At 61.1% G+C, this 16,010-nt stretch carries 13 protein-coding genes; 8 read left to right on the plus strand and 5 right to left on the minus strand.

Features of this window, described 5'->3' with window-relative positions; all coding sequences use genetic code 11:
* The first annotated feature begins 118 nt into the window (after positions 1-118).
* Positions 119-982: a DMT family transporter gene (locus PSUM_RS14205; RefSeq protein ID WP_020797843.1), complete on the plus strand. Its 864-nt coding sequence runs from the start codon at positions 119-121 to the stop codon at positions 980-982.
* Positions 983-1,096: 114 nt separating this feature from the next.
* On the opposite strand, the gene PSUM_RS14210 is transcribed toward PSUM_RS14205, so the two are convergent.
* The 4 genes from PSUM_RS14210 to PSUM_RS14225 all read right to left on the minus strand — a co-directional run bounded on the left by PSUM_RS14210 (position 1,097) and on the right by PSUM_RS14225 (position 5,234).
* Positions 1,097-2,038: a LysR family transcriptional regulator gene (locus PSUM_RS14210; RefSeq protein ID WP_083348400.1), complete on the minus strand. Its 942-nt coding sequence runs from the start codon at positions 2,036-2,038 to the stop codon at positions 1,097-1,099.
* Between the two features lie 69 nt (positions 2,039-2,107).
* Entirely contained in the window at positions 2,108-3,637 is a 1,530-nt protein-coding gene (locus tag PSUM_RS14215; RefSeq protein ID WP_020797845.1) for a tripartite tricarboxylate transporter permease, read from the minus strand.
* Positions 3,634-4,167 carry a tripartite tricarboxylate transporter TctB family protein gene (locus PSUM_RS14220; RefSeq protein WP_083348401.1) on the minus strand — a complete coding sequence of 178 codons (534 nt, stop codon included), beginning with the start codon at positions 4,165-4,167 and terminating at the stop codon, positions 3,634-3,636. The genes PSUM_RS14215 and PSUM_RS14220 overlap by 4 nt, the downstream gene beginning before the upstream one ends.
* Before the next feature lie 53 nt (positions 4,168-4,220).
* A complete protein-coding gene (locus PSUM_RS14225) occupies positions 4,221-5,234 on the minus strand; it encodes a Bug family tripartite tricarboxylate transporter substrate binding protein (protein WP_020797847.1) in 1,014 nt (337 codons plus the stop codon).
* A gap of 446 nt (positions 5,235-5,680) precedes the next feature.
* Between PSUM_RS14225 and PSUM_RS14230 the strand changes: the two genes are divergently transcribed.
* The 6 genes from PSUM_RS14230 (at position 5,681) to PSUM_RS14255 (ending at position 13,080) form a co-directional block, all read left to right on the plus strand.
* Positions 5,681-7,003 (plus strand): MFS transporter, encoded by a 1,323-nt coding sequence (locus tag PSUM_RS14230; RefSeq protein ID WP_083348402.1) that lies wholly within the window; start codon positions 5,681-5,683, stop codon positions 7,001-7,003.
* Positions 6,996-7,952, plus strand: coding sequence for an amidohydrolase family protein (locus PSUM_RS14235; protein ID WP_033044529.1), 957 nt, complete (start codon positions 6,996-6,998; stop codon positions 7,950-7,952). The genes PSUM_RS14230 and PSUM_RS14235 overlap by 8 nt, the downstream gene beginning before the upstream one ends.
* Positions 7,949-8,953: a 4-hydroxythreonine-4-phosphate dehydrogenase PdxA gene (locus PSUM_RS14240; protein WP_083348403.1), complete on the plus strand. Its 1,005-nt coding sequence runs from the start codon at positions 7,949-7,951 to the stop codon at positions 8,951-8,953. Before PSUM_RS14235 ends, PSUM_RS14240 begins: the two co-directional genes overlap by 4 nt.
* Before the next feature lie 292 nt (positions 8,954-9,245).
* A complete protein-coding gene (locus PSUM_RS14245) occupies positions 9,246-10,421 on the plus strand; it encodes an L-rhamnonate dehydratase (RefSeq protein ID WP_083348404.1) in 1,176 nt (391 codons plus the stop codon).
* A gap of 23 nt (positions 10,422-10,444) precedes the next feature.
* A complete protein-coding gene (gene araD1 / locus PSUM_RS14250; RefSeq protein ID WP_020797853.1) occupies positions 10,445-11,440 on the plus strand; it encodes an AraD1 family protein in 996 nt (331 codons plus the stop codon).
* A gap of 59 nt (positions 11,441-11,499) precedes the next feature.
* A complete protein-coding gene (locus PSUM_RS14255; protein ID WP_083348405.1) occupies positions 11,500-13,080 on the plus strand; it encodes an aldehyde dehydrogenase (NADP(+)) in 1,581 nt (526 codons plus the stop codon).
* 109 nt (positions 13,081-13,189) lie between these two features.
* Here the strand turns inward: PSUM_RS14255 and PSUM_RS14260 are convergent, their stop codons facing one another.
* The gene (locus tag PSUM_RS14260) at positions 13,190-14,077 is read right to left on the minus strand and encodes a DMT family transporter (protein ID WP_083348406.1); all 888 of its coding nucleotides are present in this window, start codon (positions 14,075-14,077) and stop codon (positions 13,190-13,192) included.
* A gap of 156 nt (positions 14,078-14,233) precedes the next feature.
* Here PSUM_RS14260 and aceK point away from each other — a divergent pair, with 156 nt between their 5' ends.
* Positions 14,234-15,952 carry a bifunctional isocitrate dehydrogenase kinase/phosphatase gene (aceK, locus tag PSUM_RS14265; RefSeq protein WP_083348407.1) on the plus strand — a complete coding sequence of 573 codons (1,719 nt, stop codon included), beginning with the start codon at positions 14,234-14,236 and terminating at the stop codon, positions 15,950-15,952.
* Positions 15,953-16,010: the final 58 nt, after the last annotated feature.

Here is a 16,010-nt window from a genome sequence, read left to right on the forward strand (position 1 = left end):
TCGGGCTGATCAGCGTTTTCTGCTGTTTCCCTGCCCGCCTGCAAATACGCCCGTAAAAAAACTACTGGATTTCAGCTTCGGCTGAGTTGGCTTCTTGCCTGACTACAGGTGGTATTTCATGTTTGTCCTTTCAAAAAAGTCCGCGCTCGCGGCGGCTTCCACGAGCCTGTTCGTTCTGCTGTGGAGCAGCGGGGCGATCTTCTCCAAGTGGGGGTTGGCCCATGCGTCACCCTTTGCCTTTCTGTTGATTCGCTTCGTCATCGCCTTGTGCGGCCTGGTGTTGTTGATGCCGTTGCTCAAATTGAAGTTGCCCAAGGGCGGCAAGGCGATGCGGTATGCGATGGCCACCGGTTTGGTGTTGCTGGGGGCGTACCAGATTTTTTATCTGCTGGCGCTCGACCTCAAGGTCACGCCCGGAGTGATGGCGACCATCATGGGCGTGCAACCGATTCTCACGGTGGTGCTCATGGAGCGTCAGCGCTCAGCCAGCCGAATGTTCGGCCTGTCGCTGGGCTTGACCGGCTTGATCATGGTGGTCTATCAGGGCATCGGCCTGGCCGGCATGTCGCTGGCCGGGATGCTCTTTGGCTTGCTGGCGCTGGTGAGCATGACCTTCGGTTCGATCATGCAGAAACGCATCACCGACAATCCGCTCGGCACGCTGCCGGTGCAGTACCTGGCGGGGCTGTTGCTTTGCGGGATTTTCGTGCCGTTCCAGCCCTTTCATTTCGAACACGGTAGCGGTTTCATCGTGCCCGTGTTGTGGATGGGCCTGGTGGTGTCGGTGCTGGCGACCTTGTTGCTGTACCGCTTGATCGCCCGGGGCAATCTGGTGAATGTCACCAGCCTGTTCTATCTGGTACCCGCCGTGACGGCCGTGATGGATTACCTGATTTTCGGCAATCGACTGGCGATGTTGAGCATCCTCGGCATGGTGCTGATTATCGTCGGACTGGTGTTTGTATTCCGTAAAGCCGCGTAAACCATTTCCCTGTAGGAGCTGCCGAAGGCTGCGATCTTTTGATCTTTTAAAAAGCAAGATCAAAAGATCGTCCGAACGCGGCCCGAGCCTTCGGCAGCTCCTACAGGGGCCTTTTCATTTGCTCAGCGCCTGTTCGGCGCGCACCGAGTTCATGAACGCCTGCATCGCAGACGACTGAATGCGATGGCGACGGGTAATCAGCCCGTACGGTGGCAAGCGTGCTTCAAACTTGATCGGTAATACCGCCAGCAGGTCACGACCAGGATAATCCTCGACCACCGACACCGGCGTGACGCCGAGCATATCGGTTTGCTGAATCAATGAGAGCAAGGTCATGATCGAGGTGGTTTCGACGATGCTGCTGGGGATATCGACCCGCGCATTATGGAACACCTGGTTGATGATCGCGCGCATCGGGCTGGGTTGCTGTTGCAGCACCCAGGTCATGTTCTGCAGTTCTGCCCAACCCAGTTGCTTCTCCTTCGCCAGCGGATTCTGCGCACCGGCAATCACACACAGGGCTTCTTCACCCAGGCTGTCGAACAGCAGTTCTTCGGCCCGTGCTCCGGGCGGAATTCTTCCCAGGACAATGTCCAGTTGATCCTGCAGCAGCGCCTGCACCAGCACGTCGCTGGTATCGACCTGGATGCTCATGGACAAGCGTGGATGGCTTTGCTTCAAGGTCGCGATGGTGCGGGTCAACAGCCCCGAGGCCAGCGCCGGAATCGCGCCAACGGCGACTCGCCCCAGGTTGCCAGATTGCAGGGCAACCAGTTCTTCGCGCATGCCGCTGAGTTCGGCGAAGACCATGCGCGCGTAGTAGATGACAGTTTCCCCGAACGGGGTCGAGCGCATGCCCCGAGGCAGGCGTTCAAAGAGTTCGACGCCGAGCAGATCCTCAGCCTCGTGCAGCATCTTGGTCGCCGCCGGCTGAGTCATGCCGATGTGGTCGGCGGCACGGCGCAAAGAGCCGAATTCCTCCAGCGCCAGCATCAGCCGCAGCTGGCGCAGACGCAGTCGACTGTGGATTACATTGGCATCAGGAATTCGGGGCATGGGCCGTACTCGCAAACAAAACTGTGGCAAGCCTGACAACAAATGTCAGGCGTTGCCAGCATTGCTGTGTCACAGCACCGATTTTGCCTTGGCGACCTGGGGTTTGCGCAGGCCCATCAGGGTTTGCAGCGCCTTGGAAATCAACGGCCAGAACAGCATTAACAACGCCGCCGTGGTCAGGCTACCCACCAATGGGTTGGACCAGAAAATCCCCAGGTGCCCGTCAGAGAACAGCATCGACTGACGGAAAGCATCTTCAGCCTTGTCGCCCAGCACGGCCGCCAATACCAGCGGCGCGATCGGGTAGCCAAGTTTCTTGAACAGATATCCCAGCGCGCCGAACCCGAGCATCAGCACCACGTCGAAGAACGAGTTATGCACCGAGTAGGCACCGATGGCGCAGACCATGATGATGATCGGCGCGATGATCGAGAACGGAATGCGCAGGATCGAGGCGAACAGCGGCACGGTGGCCAACACCACGATCAGGCTCACCACGTTGCCCAGGTACATGCTGGCGATCAGGCCCCAGACGAAGTCATGCTGCTCGACAAATAGCGTTGGCCCAGGGTGCAGGCCCCAGATCATCAAACCGCCGAGCATCACCGCAGCGGTGGCTGAACCGGGAATACCCAGGGTCAGCATCGGCAGCAAGGCACTGGTGCCGGCCGCGTGGTCGGCGGTTTCCGGGGCGATCACGCCTTCGAGTTCACCCTTGCCAAAGTTGTCGCGGTTTTTCGAAAAGCGACGCGCCAGGCTATAGCTCATGAACGATGCGGCGGTCGGGCCGCCCGGCGTAATGCCCATCCAGCAACCGACCAGGGTGCTGCGCACAATGGTCCACCAGTAGCGCGGCAGCTTGGCCCAGGTGCGCAGGATCACCATCGGGGTAATGCGCGCATGTTCGCCGCGGAACACCAGGCCTTCTTCCACTGTGCAGAGGATTTCGCCGATGCCGAACAGGCCGATCACCGCCACTTCGAAGCTGATGCCGGTCATCAGGATCGGTTGGTCAAAGGTCAACCGCAGGTTGCCGGACACAGTATCCATGCCGACCGCCGCCATGGCGAAACCGATCATCATCGCCACCACGGTCTTCAGCGGCGGGTTCTTGCTCATGCCGATGAAAGTGCAGAACGCCAACAGGTACACCGCGAAGAACTCCGGCGAACTGAACGACATGGCGAAGGCGGCGATTTTGGTCGACAGGAACGTCAGCAACAACACTCCGGCCAGCGCACCAATCAGCGCCGAGCTGAACGCGGCGGTCAGGGCTTCAGCGGCGCGACCTTCGCGGGCCATCGGGTAGCCGTCGAACGTCGTCGCCACCGATGAGGGTTCACCGGGGATGTTGAACAGGATCGAGGTGATCGAGCCGCCAAACAGCGCGCCCCAATACATGCACGACAGCAGGATGATTGCCGACACCGGCGACATGGTGAACGTCAGCGGCAGCAACAGTGCCACGCCGTTGGGGGCGCCGAGGCCGGGCAACACACCGACCAGGATGCCCAGCAGCACGCCGATCACCATCAGGCCGATGTGGCCCGGGGTCAGGATCAGGTTCATGCCTTGCAACAGGGAATCGAATTCGCTCATTTGAAGTTTCTCCCGGCCAGGGCAATCCAGTCGCCCAATGGGCCTGCATCCAGCGTGACCTTGAACCACAGCGCGAAAATCAGGTAGCTGGCCAGGACCGCGCCGAGGGATACCGTAGCGATCATCCATTTTCCGTAAGGCTTGGCGCGGACCCTGTCACGCCACATGAACCAGGCGATGAAGCATGCCGAGGCGACGTAGATGCCGGTCAGTGGCATGGCTGCGACGAACAACGCAATCGGGATGAATACCGACAGCACTTGCCTGAATGCACTGCGACTGACAAATGCGATGCTCAGCGCTTGCCAGCGCACCACGGTCAACACGCCGTTGGCCACGCTCGCGGCGCTCAGCATCAAGCCGATGTAGAAGGGGAAGTAACCAGGCTCGGGGCCGGCATCACCCCAGCCGATACCTTGTTCGACGCTGCCGAACATCACCACTACGCCGATCAGCGCGGTGAAGAGTGTCAGGCCGAGTTCGACCCAACGGGTGCCGACCAGCGCGGGTGAATCCGAAGAATGGGACATGCAGACACCTCCAGCAAATGACGGCCGCCCGCAGGCGAGCGGCCGCGACAACGTCAGTTTTTCAACCAACCGGCTTCTTTGAATACCGGGGTGACGCGGGCGGTGTCTTTTTCGATGTAGGCAGTCAGCGGCTCGCCCTCGAGGAAGGTCGGCACCAGGGCGTTCTGCTTGACGTAGGCCTTGAACTCCGGCGTCTCGGTGACTTTACGCATCAGCTCGACATAGAACGCACGTTGCTCGGCGGAAACGTCGCCGGGCATGAACACGGTGCGCGGGAAGCGGTATTGATCGATGCCCAGGCCTTGCTCGTGGCAGGTCGGCACATCGGCCCAGGATTTATCACCGGCGACTTTCTCGGTGTAGCTCATGCGTTCCTGGCTGAAGACACAGAGCGGTTCGACCTGGTCGCCGCGCCATTGGCTGATGCTTTCGCTGGGGTTGTTGACGTTGGCGGCGATGTGCTTGCCAGCCAGTTGGGTGGCGGCTTCGCTGCCGCTCTTGAACGGGATGTACACCAGTTTGCTGTTGTTGGTCTGGTTCAGCAGCAGGGTCAGGGTCTGGTCGACGTCCTTGGACTGGCTGCCACCCATGCGCAGGTTCGACGGGTCAGCCTTGACCGCTTCGTAGAAGCTTTTCGCATCCTTCCACGGTGCGCCTTTGTAGCTCCAGAGAATGAAGTCATCCTCGGCCACGGCGGCAATCGGCGTCAGCTCCTGCCATTGATAGCCGAGCTTGGACACCAGCGGCAACAGGTAGATGTTGTTGGTGCCGATCACCAGTTTCTCGGCATCGCCCTTGTTCATCTTCATGTCGAGAAAGGCTTCGGCGCCATTGCCGCCGCCCTTGTTGAGGACGATGGTATTAACGTCGAGCAGTTTATGCGTGGTGATGATCGACTGGATCAGGCGACCGAGTTGGTCGGTACCGCCACCGGGGCCACCGGCGACAACGATTTCGACGTTCTTGTCCGGTTGCCAGGCGTGGGCCAGGGCGGGGAGGGCGCCCGCGGCGACCAGGGTGCAGCCAAGAAACAGACGGGATGTGCGACGGACGAATGCATTTCGCATGATGGAAGAGCCTCGTTTTTGTAGTTGTTATGAGTGACTTGTTGGCGTTCGAAAGCTGCAAGCCTGGCCAGAGTGTGGGAAGACGCCGTCGCCGCGTCTAGTCAAAACAATACATACACCGATAGCCTGGGGTTATAGCTCGTCCAGAACAATGTATGCCTTCGTTGAAAGCCCATTGAAAGCTTGGCATGCCATAACCCAAAGCTATCACCTGATTTCAAGTTTTGATTAGACGGTTATCACCGGTTTTTCGATAGTGCTCACCAACACCGCTACAAACGCGGCACGTCAAACCTGTAGGAGCCGGCTTGCTGGCGATAGCGGCGCCTCAATTGACATTGATGGCGCCTGACACTCCGCTATCGTCGGAACGCCGCCCGCAGCAAGCCGGCTCCTACAGGTCGATGTTTGCAACTTCACAAAAATAATAAATCGAGGTACGCACCATGGCTCGTCCCAGTGCTTCCCTGCATCTGCCCACGGCAGATGCGATCCCGCAGGCCGGCGCCGCGAAAGCCAGCAATGTGCGTTGGCGGATCTTCGCGATCATCTTTGCGCTGACCATGGTCAACCTGATCGATCGGGTGTCGCTGTCCATCGCCATGCCGACCATCGCCCATGAATTTTCCCTTTCTCCGAGCATGCAAGGGTTGATCCTCAGCAGCTTCTTCTGGGCCTACGCACTGTTGCAGATTCCCGGTGGCTGGTTGATCGACCGCTTCGGGCCGCATCGGGTCATCAGTTGGTCCACCGGGTTGTGGGGCACGTTCCAGGTGCTGGCGGCGTTCGCCACTGGCGGCTTGTCGTTGCTGTTTGCCCGCGTGGCGCTGGGGGCCTCGGAAGCTCCGCTGTTTCCGTCCGGCGGCAAGCTGATTTCCTTGTGGCTGGCGCCCAGCGAACGCAGCCGCGGTGCAGTGTTGATGGACAGCGGCAGCCCGTTGGGCGTGGCGCTCGGCGGGTTGATCATTGCCTATCTGATTGCTTCGCTGGACTCCTGGCGCCTGGCCTTTGTGATCGCCGGTGTCGCGACCCTGGTGCTGGCGTGGCTGGCGCGGCGTTATCTGCGTGATGATCCCGCCGGTCACCCGCAGGTCAATGCCCTGGAGCTTGCGAAAATCAACGCCGGACGCGCCACCCCCGCCGCCGAGGCCGCCCGTGCCCCGGTCAAGGGCCTGGGCATTGCCGGCCGTTCACTCAGCGGATTGCTGATCGGTCGTGCCAGTTGGGCGATGGTGTATTTCGGCCTGCTGACCTGGGGACCGAGCTATCTGGCGCAAGCCCGGGGTTTTGATATCAAGGGCATTGGCGCGGCGACTTTCGTGATTTTTGTCTGCGGTGCATTGGGATCGTTGACCGGTGGTTTCCTCTGCGACGGTTTGATCCGCAAAGGTGTCAGCCGTGGTGTCGCGGTCAAGAGCCTGCTGGCGTTTTCCGGCCTGGTGGCCCTCGGCGCGTTCCTGCTGTTGCCGACCCTGAGCGATCCCTTTGCGGCCGTGGCGCTGTTGGCCATGACCGCGTTTTTCCTGATGTGGGGCAGCCTCTACTGGAGCTTCCCGGCGTTGCTGGCAGCGCCAGCGCGGGTTGGGTTGATCGGTGGCGTGATGAACATGGCCGGCAGCACCGGCGGTATCGCGGTGCCGATCCTGGTGGGGGTGATCCTGCAAATGAGCGGTGGCTTCGCCCCCGTGCTCGGGTTCTTCGCCGCGTGCTCGGCAGTGTTTGTGCTGGCGACGTTGTTCATCAGTCTCGACGAGGTGCGTTATGGCTGAGCGTTGGAATGGACCGATCATCGATGCCCATCATCACTTCTGGGACCCAACGATCAACGACCATCCGTGGCTGGCGCCCGAAGCCAACATTGCGTTTCGCTACGGTGACTACAGCGCGATCAAGCGCCGCTATTTTCCCGAGGATTACTTCGCCGATGCCGGTGAGCATCGGGTGGTGCAAACGGTGTATGTCGAGACCGAATGGAACCCCCAGGACCCGATTGGCGAAACCCGTTTCATCGAACAACTGGCCGCCCGTTACGGGGTGCCGAATGCGATCGTCGCGCAAGCCTGGCTCGACCACCCGGACGCCATTGCGGTGCTGGCCGAGCAGGCCACCTACAAGTGCGTACGCAGCGTGCGGCACAAACCGGGCGGGCCGACGTCACCCGAACAGTTCGGGCGGGTGCGCAGCCTGATGAGCGACGAGCACTGGCGGCGCAGTTACGCCGCATTGGAGGGGCTGGGCTTGCACTTTGATTTGCAGACGCCCTGGTGGAACCTGCCCGAGGCCGAACGGCTGGCCCGGGACTTCCCCGGCATCACCCTGATTCTCAATCACGCCGGGTTGCCCAACGATCGCAGCGCCGAAGGCTTGGCGGGATGGCGAGCAGCGATGGCGCGGTTGGCGCAGTGGCCGAACGTGCAGGTCAAGATCTCTGGCCTGGGCCAGGCGGGCCGGGCGTGGCGCACCATCGACAACGCCTGGATCGTGCGCGAAATCATCGCGATGTTCGGCACCCGACGAGCGATGTTCGCCAGCAATTTTCCGGTGGACAGCCTGTGCGGCTCGTTCGACGACATCTACAGCGGTTTCAAATCCATCGTCGCCGATCTGCCAGTGGCCGATCAGGAACGACTGTTCTACAGCAACGCGCAGCGCATCTACCGCTGCGAACCTTGCGCCATTGACCGGGCGCTGCCTGAATCCTTGAGGAGTGAAGCATGAACAAGACAACCATCGCGATGGTCCTGGGTGACCCGGCGGGCATCGGCCCGGAACTGATCGCACGCTTGCTCGCTGAGCCCGATGTGCGCGGCCAGGCCAACGTGATCCTGATTGCCGACGAAGCGGAAATGCGTCGCGGTATGCGCATCGCCGGGGTGGAGTTTCCCTATCGTCGGGTGGAGTCTCTGGAGCAGCTGTCTTTTGTTGATGACACGCCGTTGTTCTTCGATTTTCGCGGCGACACCTTCGGTGAATTTCCGCGCAGCGAGGTCAGCGTCATTGGCGGTCGCTACAGCCTCGACACGTTGGAAAAAGCGCTGCGCCTGACCGAGGCCGGGACCACCGACGCAATATTGTTCGGGCCGTTGAACAAGACCTCGCTGCACATGGCCGGCATGGCCCACAACGATGAGCTGCACTGGTTCGCCGAGCTGCTGGATTTCCACGGGCCATTCTGCGAGTTCAACGTGCTCGACAATCTCTGGACTTCACGGGTGACCTCTCACGTCGCGTTGGCTGAAGTGCCGGGGTTGCTCAGCCAGGAGCGGGTGGTGGAAGCGATTCAGTTGATCGACACCGCCCTCAAGCGCAACGGCCTGGAAAAACCGCGCATCGGCGTCTGCGGTTTGAACCCGCACAACGGCGACAACGGCTCGTTCGGCCGTGAAGAACTGGACATCATCGGCCCGGCGGTGCGCAAGGCCCAGGCGCTGGGAATCGCGGCGGAAGGGCCGTACCCGGGCGACACGATCTTCCTCAAGGTCCAGGGCGACGCCAGTGCCTTTGATGCGGTCGTCACCATGTATCACGACCAAGGGCAGATCGCGATCAAGTTGATGGGCTTCTCCCGTGGCGTCACGGTTCAGGGTGGCCTGCCCATTCCCATCACCACACCGGCCCACGGCACCGCGTTCGATATCGCGGGGCAGGGCAAGGCGAATGTCGGCGCGACTCGCCAGGCATTCGAGATTGCTTGCCGGATGGGGGGCAACAGCTACTAAAAGGGCAAGATCAAAAGATCGCAGCCTTCGGCAGCTCCTACAGGGGATGGCATACATCCTGTAGGAGCTGCCGAAGGCTGCGATCTTTTTGTTTTTGGTCTGATAACTCGATCTACCTGATAACCGCTTTTTCCTATCACCCCAGGTTATCGCCGGATACGCATAAGTGATTATCCGCAGCCCCTTGGCGCTGGCTAAAGTCGCTCCATCGAATGCGCACAACCGCTCTCCAGCGGCTCTACGCAACGACACAACAATGACAAGAAGCCGGCAGCGCAAGGAATCTGTATTCATGAAAATCAAAGCGATCCGTACCCGCGTTTTCGAGTGGAAAGGCAAAGTCGTCCCACCTCAAGCGCACTTCTGCACCAACGCCAGCGACATCCTGTTCGAACGCGGCGATGCCATGGGCTCGTTCCGATTCCACGGCTGGCTGGTGGTGGAAGTCGAGACCGACACCGGTCTTGTCGGCATCGGCAACTGCGCCCTGGCGCCACGGGTGGCCAAGGAAATCATCGACACCTACCTGGCACCCATCGCGATTGGCGAAGACCCGTTCGACAACGAATACATCTGGCAGAAGATGTACCGCCAGAGCCATGCCTGGGGCCGCAAAGGCATCGGCATGGCGGCCATCTCGGCGATCGATATCGCCATCTGGGACATCATGGGCAAGGCGGTCAACAAGCCGGTGTTCAAGCTGCTCGGCGGCCGCACCAAGGAAAAGATCTGGACCTACGCCTCCAAGCTCTACGCCAACGACAACCTCGACCTGTTCCTCGAAGAAGCCCAGGGGTATCTGAACCAAGGCTTCACCGCGCTGAAAATGCGCTTCGGTTACGGCCCGAAAGACGGCCCGGCGGGCATGCGCAAGAACATCGAACAAGTGCGCGCCTTGCGTAACCTGGCCGGTCCCGACGTTGACATCATGCTCGAATGCTACATGGGCTGGACCCTCGAATATGCCCGCCGCATGTTGCCGAAACTGGTCGAGTTCGAGCCACGCTGGCTGGAAGAACCGGTGATCGCCGATGACATCGAAGGCTACATCGAGCTGAAAAAAATGGGGATCATGCCGATCTCCGGCGGTGAGCACGAATTCACGTCCTACGGCTTCAAGGACCTGCTCGAACGTCGCGCCGTCGACGTGATCCAGTACGACACCAATCGCGTCGGCGGCATCACCGCCGCGCGCAAGATCAACGCCATGGCCGAAGCCTGGTCTGTACCGGTCATTCCGCACGCCGGGCAGATGCACAACTATCACCTGACCATGTCCACCACCGCCTCGCCGATGGCCGAGTTCTTCCCGGTGTTCGACGTCGAGGTCGGCAACGAACTCTTCTACTACGTGTTCAAGGGCGAGCCGCAACCGGTCAACGGCTATATCCAGCTCGACGACAACAAGCCGGGTCTTGGCCTGGAAATCTCCGATGAGTACCTGAGCGACTTCAACATCATCGAGTGACCCCACGACTACCGGAGGACGACATGCGCCTGATTCAATTCGAAAACACGGCCGGTGAACGCCAGGTCGGGCTGGTCGACGGGGCACAAGTGCAGGTGCTCCAAGGCACCCGCAGCACCCGCGAACTGGCACTCGCGGCGATCCACGCCAAACGCAGCCTGGCAGAAGAAGTCGCTTTGCGCGGCACCGCGCCGGGCCCGGACTACGCACAGCTGTTGGGCCAAGGCCAGGTCCTGCCACCACTGGACCACGAAGACCCCGCCCATTGCCTGATCAGCGGCACCGGCCTGACCCACCTGGGCAGCGCCTCGACGCGGGACAAAATGCACCAGCAGGAGGGCGCCGTCGAAGCCGGCATGACCGACACCATGCGCATGTTCAAATGGGGCCTGGAAGGCGGCAAGCCAGCGGCCGGACAGGTCGGTGCGCAGCCGGAATGGTTCTACAAGGGCGACGGCAGCATCGTCGTGCGCCCTGGTGCGGACTTCCCGGCGCCGCCCTTCGCCGAAGACGCCGGTGAAGAACCGGAGCTGACCGGGCTCTACGTGATCGGCGACGACGGCCAGCCGTATCGCGTCGGTTATGCCTTGGGCAATGAGTTCTCCGACCATGTCATGGAACGGCGTAACTACCTGTACCTCGCCCATTCGAAATTGCGCTGCTGCTCCTACGGACCCGAGTTGCGCGTCGGTGAATTGCCCAGGCACCTGGTCGGCACCAGCCGCATCAAGCGCAATGGCGAAACGATCTGGGAAAAGGAATTTCTCAGCGGCGAAGACAACATGTGCCACAGCCTGGCCAACCTCGAGTTCCACCACTTCAAGTACGCACAATTCTTGCGGCCCGGTGACGTTCATGTGCACTACTTCGGCACCGCCACACTGTCGTTTGCCGACAGCATCAAGACCCAGCCGGGCGATCGCTTCCAGATCAGCCTCGATGAGTTCGGTGCGCCACTGGTGAACGGCATCGGCGAAAGTGCCCAGCCGTTGCCTATCGGTCAGGTGCGCACACTCTGACCCCCTGTAGGAGCCGGCAAGCCGGCTCCTACAGGTCTGCCATTGATCAAGGAACTCACATGACTCAATTTCTTGGCCACAACTACATCGGCGGCCGCCGCAGCGCCAACGGCACCTTGCAACTGCAAAGTCTCGATGCAAGCACCGGCGAGCCATTGCCCGGCACCTTCTTTCAGGCGTCCGAAGCCGAAGTGGATGCCGCCGCCAAAGCCGCCGCGGCGGCGTACCCGATCTACCGCATCTTGAGCGCGGAAAAACGCGCGACCTTCCTCGACGCCATCGCCGATGAAATCGATGCGCTGGGCGAGGATTTCGTTGCCACCGTTTGCCGCGAAACCGCGTTGCCGGCCGGGCGTATCCAGGGCGAACGCGGTCGCACCAGCGGCCAGTTGCGCTTGTTCGCCAAGGTGCTGCGTCGCGGTGATTTCTACGGCGCACGCATCGATCGGGCGCTGCCGGAGCGCCAGCCATTGCCGCGCCCGGATCTGCGTCAGTACCGCATCGCCCTGGGGCCGGTGGCCGTGTTCGGCGCGAGCAACTTTCCGTTGGCGTTCTCCACGGCGGGTGGCGATACCGCCTCGGCCCTGGCCGCCGGTTGCCCGGTGGTGTTCAAGGCCCATAGCGGGCACATGGCAACCGCCGAATGGGTGGCGGACGCGATCATCCGCGCCGCCGAACGCACGCAAATGCCGGCCGGGGTTTTCAACATGATTTATGGCGGTGGCGTCGGTGAGTGGCTGGTCAAGCACCCGGCGATCCAGGCCGTGGGTTTCACCGGTTCGCTCAAAGGTGGCAATGCCTTGAGCCACATGGCCGCAACCCGGCCACAGCCGATTCCGGTGTTCGCCGAGATGTCGAGCATCAACCCGGTGTTCCTGCTGCCCGAGGCGCTGGCGGTGCGCGGCGAGCAGATCGCGGCGCAACTCGCCGGCTCGGTGACCCTGGGCTGTGGTCAGTTCTGTACCAATCCAGGGCTGGTCATCGGCCTGCGTTCGCCGCAGTTCAGCAGCTTTCTCGAAATTTTTTGCGCGAGCATGAACCAGCAACCTGCGCAAACCATGCTCAATGCCGCAGGGCTGGACAGCTACAGCCGAGGTTTGGGTGAACTGCACGAACATCCGGGGCTGACTCATCTGGCGGGCAAGCCGCAACAGGGCAATCAGGCGCAGCCGCAAGTGTTCAAGGCCGATGTCAGCCTGTTGCTCAAGGGCGATGAGTTGCTTCAGGAAGAAGTATTCGGGCCGACCACCATCGTCATCGAAGTCGAGGACCGCGCGCAGTTGGCGGCGGCGCTACAGGGCCTGCGCGGGCAGTTGACGGCGACCTTGATCGGCGAGCCTGACGAGTTGCTGCAGTACCGCTGGCTGGCGGAGATGTTGCAGGAAAAGGTCGGGCGGATTCTGCTCAATGGCTATCCGACCGGCGTCGAGGTGTGCGAAGCGATGGTGCATGGCGGGCCGTATCCGGCGACGTCCGACTCGCGCGGCACCTCGGTCGGTACCCTGGCCATCGACCGCTTCCTGCGCCCGGTGTGCTTCCAGAACTACCCGGACGCGTTGCTGCCCGAGGCGTTGCAGAACGCTAATCCGCTGGGGATTCGGCGATTGGTGGATGGGGAGGTGAGTTCGTTGGCGTTGTGATTTCCCCCTGTAGGAGCTGCCGCAGGCTGCGATCTTTCGATTTTGCTTTTAAAAACAAGATCAAAAGATCGCAGCCTGCGGCAGCTCCTACAATCATCGTCGCAGCAACTTACCTGGTCCTGGCCTGCTTCAACACCAGCCACAACGCCGCCGCAATCAACACCCCGCCATAGACATGCGCCATCGACAATGGCTCATCCAGTAACAGCGCCCCCCACAACACGCCGAACGGCGGGATCAGGAAGGTCGTGGTCATCGACCTCACCGGCCCGACCGAACTGAGCAAGCGGAAGTAAACGATGTACGCAAGCGCGGTGCACACCAGCCCCAATCCCAGCAGCGACAACCAGACACTCCAGCCGCCCCAGCTTGCCGGCGGTTGGCTGATCACGCTGTAGCCGAACAACGGCAACAGGAACAGCGTGGCGCCGAGCATGCTGCCCAGCGCAGACAAACGGCTGTCGAGGCCGCCGGCCTGATCCAGCCAGCGGCGGGCGAGGAATCCGGCGAAACCATAACAGGTGGTGGCGAGCAGGCAGGCGAAGGCGCCCATCAGCAACTGCAGGTCGAATGCGACCGGGCCTGCGCGGGTCAGCACACCAACGCCAAGCAATCCGAGCAATACCCCGCCGAGCTTGGCGGCGGTGAGTCTCTCATGAAAAAACAGCCCACCGATCAAAACGCCCATCAGTGGTGTGGTGGCGTTGAAAATCGCCGAGTACCCGGCCGGCAGCACCTGGGCAGCCACGGAATACAGAGTTGCTGGAATCCCGGAGTTGATCACCCCGAGCAGCATCACAGTCTTGAGCTTGCCTTTGAAATCCCAGCTGATGCGCATCAGCCCGAGGATCAGCAACAAGCCGGTAGCGGCAATCGACACGCGGAAAAAGGCCGTAGGGATCGTGCCAATCACCGGGGCGATGATGCGCATGAACAGAAAGCTCGCACCCCAGATGGCCGCCAGTGACAGTAAACGGACTATATCGACGGGGTTCACGCTGCTCTCCTTCCTTGATCGGGGGAGAGTGTTGCCGAGCGGCTGATCCATGGCAACCGGAAAACGGGCAAATAACCCGCGCGCAAAATTACACTTCTCCTGCACCCGCTTCACTGGCTAAGCTCAGGGCTCACGAATTCCCGCAGAGGTCTCACCATGCCGCAGCAATGGCCAGCCGCCGACATCGCCCGCCTGATCCTCGATGGCTTTGACGATTACCGCGAGCATTTTCGCCAGATCACCGACGGCGCCCGGGCCCGCTTCGAGCAAGCCAGGTGGCAGGAGACGCAGTCGGCGTCGGCGGCGCGGATCAATCTCTACGAAGAAAAAGTCAGTGAGACAGTGGCACGATTGCACACCGCCTTTGACACCGACACGCTGGACGTCAGTTGCTGGCCGCTGGTCAAGAGCGCGTACATCACCTTGATCGACCTGCGCTTCGACGATGAATTGTCCGAGACCTGGTACAACTCGATTTTCTGCGGCCTGTTCAGCCATGACCTGATCAGCGACGGCTGCATGTTCATCCACACCACACGGCCGAGCCTGCGCCGGGCCCGCGCCGCGCAAACCCGCACCTACAAGCCCCAAGGCCAGCTGGCGGGCATGCTGGCGAGCATCTTCGCCGATTATCGCTTCAGCGAGGACTACGCCGACCTGCCCGGCGACCTGCGCCGCCTTGAAGCGCAACTGCGCGAGAACCTGCCCGATTGGGTGTGCAAGGACCCTGAACTGAGCGTCGAACTGTTTTCCTCGGTGCTCTACCGCAACAAGGGCGCCTACCTGGTGGGGCGCATCTACACCGCCGATGAGCAATGGCCATTGGCGATCCCGCTTCTGCACCTCGAGGGGCGGGGGATCCAGATCGATGCACTGATCACCGACGAGGCGGACGTGTCGATCATCTTTTCCTTCACCCGTTCGTATTTCATGGTGGATGTGCCGGTGCCGGCGGAGTTCATCGGTTTCCTCAAGCGCATCCTGCCGGGCAAGCACGTCGCCGAGTTGTACACCTCGATCGGCTTCTACAAGCATGGCAAGTCTGAGTTCTACCGCGCGCTGATCAACCACCTGGCCAACACCGACGACCAGTTCATCATGGCGCCGGGCGTGCGCGGCATGGTCATGAGCGTGTTCACCCTGCCGGGTTTCAACACGGTATTCAAAATCATCAAGGACCGTTTCTCACCGTCGAAAAACGTCGACCGCGCTACGGTGATCGAGAAGTACCGGCTGGTGAAAAGCGTCGACCGTGTCGGGCGCATGGCCGACACCCAGGAGTTCGCCGACTTCCGTTTCCCGCTGAGCAAGTTCGACCATGCGTGCCTCGAAGAACTGCTGGATGTCGCGCCGTCCACGGTGTCGGTGGAAGGCGACACGGTGCTGATCCGCCACTGCTGGACCGAGCGGCGGATGACGCCGCTGAACCTGTACCTGGAAAACGCCAACCCGGCGCAGGTGCGCGAAGCCCTGGAGGATTACGGCCTGGCGATCAAGCAACTGGCGGCGGCGAACATCTTTCCCGGGGACATGCTGCTCAAGAACTTCGGCGTCACGCGGCATGGGCGCGTGGTGTTTTATGACTATGACGAGATCTGCTTCCTGACCGAAGCCAACTTCCGCCACATTCCGCAACCGCGTACGCCGGAAGATGAGATGGCGTCCGAGCCTTGGTATTCGATCGGGCCGCTGGATGTGTTTCCTGAGGAATTCCCGCCGTTTCTATTTGCCGATTCGGGCCAGCGCAAGTTGTTCGATCAACTGCACGGCGAGCTGTATAACGCCGATTACTGGAAGAGCCTGCAAGAGGCCATCCGTGCCGGCAAGGTGATCGATGTGTTCCCTTATCGGCGCAAGGGCCTCGATAACGAGTAACCCCCCACACAGATCGTTCCCACGCTCTGCGTGGGAACGATCAGGGAACCAGCGATCA

Source organism: Pseudomonas umsongensis, assembly GCF_002236105.1.
Taxonomy (GTDB): Bacteria; Pseudomonadota; Gammaproteobacteria; order Pseudomonadales; family Pseudomonadaceae; genus Aquipseudomonas; species Aquipseudomonas umsongensis.

Coding starts and splice junctions, on each gene's coding strand:
- PSUM_RS14255 (WP_083348405.1), top strand. CDS start 11,500: ATGACTCAATTTCTTGGCCACAACTACATCGGCGGCCGCCGCAGCGCC.
- aceK (WP_083348407.1), top strand. CDS start 14,234: ATGCCGCAGCAATGGCCAGCCGCCGACATCGCCCGCCTGATCCTCGAT.
- PSUM_RS14220 (WP_083348401.1), bottom strand. CDS start 4,167: ATGTCCCATTCTTCGGATTCACCCGCGCTGGTCGGCACCCGTTGGGTC.
- PSUM_RS14205 (WP_020797843.1), top strand. CDS start 119: ATGTTTGTCCTTTCAAAAAAGTCCGCGCTCGCGGCGGCTTCCACGAGC.
- PSUM_RS14225 (WP_020797847.1), bottom strand. CDS start 5,234: ATGCGAAATGCATTCGTCCGTCGCACATCCCGTCTGTTTCTTGGCTGC.
- PSUM_RS14210 (WP_083348400.1), bottom strand. CDS start 2,038: ATGCCCCGAATTCCTGATGCCAATGTAATCCACAGTCGACTGCGTCTG.
- PSUM_RS14230 (WP_083348402.1), top strand. CDS start 5,681: ATGGCTCGTCCCAGTGCTTCCCTGCATCTGCCCACGGCAGATGCGATC.
- PSUM_RS14245 (WP_083348404.1), top strand. CDS start 9,246: ATGAAAATCAAAGCGATCCGTACCCGCGTTTTCGAGTGGAAAGGCAAA.
- araD1 (WP_020797853.1), top strand. CDS start 10,445: ATGCGCCTGATTCAATTCGAAAACACGGCCGGTGAACGCCAGGTCGGG.
- PSUM_RS14235 (WP_033044529.1), top strand. CDS start 6,996: ATGGCTGAGCGTTGGAATGGACCGATCATCGATGCCCATCATCACTTC.
- PSUM_RS14240 (WP_083348403.1), top strand. CDS start 7,949: ATGAACAAGACAACCATCGCGATGGTCCTGGGTGACCCGGCGGGCATC.
- PSUM_RS14215 (WP_020797845.1), bottom strand. CDS start 3,637: ATGAGCGAATTCGATTCCCTGTTGCAAGGCATGAACCTGATCCTGACC.